We start from the raw sequence: 702 nt of genomic DNA on the forward strand, positions 1-702 counted from the left end.
GGGCAGATGGTCGTCCGCTTTCACGATATGGCCGACCAGGACACTCCAGTCGCCGCTATTCGTCGCGTTCTTCTCGCAGGACAGAACGGCTTTGAGCACGTCGACAGCAGCGCCACGCAGGAGCGCCTCGTCCAGCGCCATCTCGCCATCCTGGAACAGTCCGGCGGCGGCCACGAGCCGGCGTGACGGACGGCGCTGCGGGTAGTGTGCGTTGGAATCCCCATCCACCCGGACATTCTGCGCGTTGAGGGCCGCGATCATCAGCCCGACCAGGACCCATGGATCGGCAGAGCCCCGCATGCCGTCCAATGCAGCATGCAGCGCCTGGGTGCGGAAACTGCCGATCATGTCAAAACCGCGCCCCGAGATATCCGGCCGTTCCCGTGGCCCTTCGGGCAGGGCTTCAACGACGGCGGACGGCGTCACGCGACCTGCCGCCTCGCTGCCCGGCAGGACGCACCAGCCCTCGCGAACCTTGAGGCGATGATCAAGCCAGAAGAATTTCGTGGCGCCCTCGCGCTGCCAGTAGATCCGAACCATGCCGGGTTCGAAGACCGGCTCGCCGTTCTCATCGCTCTGCACGATCAATGCATCTTCAGGCGTGTTCTGACCCAGCCACTGACGCTGCGCCTTCTCGTAGGCGAAGCCGTCATCGGTATAACGGCCGTCCTTCCCGGCTTCACCGAACAGATCTTCCTGCCA

The 702-nt window shown here is 64.7% G+C and carries 1 pseudogene; it reads right to left on the reverse strand.

From position 1 onward, the window contains the following. Positions 1 to 702 (reverse strand): annotated as a pseudogene (locus B7449_RS16610) (ParB/RepB/Spo0J family partition protein); the annotation flags it as partial.

Origin of the sequence: Komagataeibacter intermedius TF2 (genome assembly GCF_000964425.1) — a bacterium.
Lineage (GTDB): Bacteria > Pseudomonadota > Alphaproteobacteria > Acetobacterales > Acetobacteraceae > Komagataeibacter > Komagataeibacter intermedius.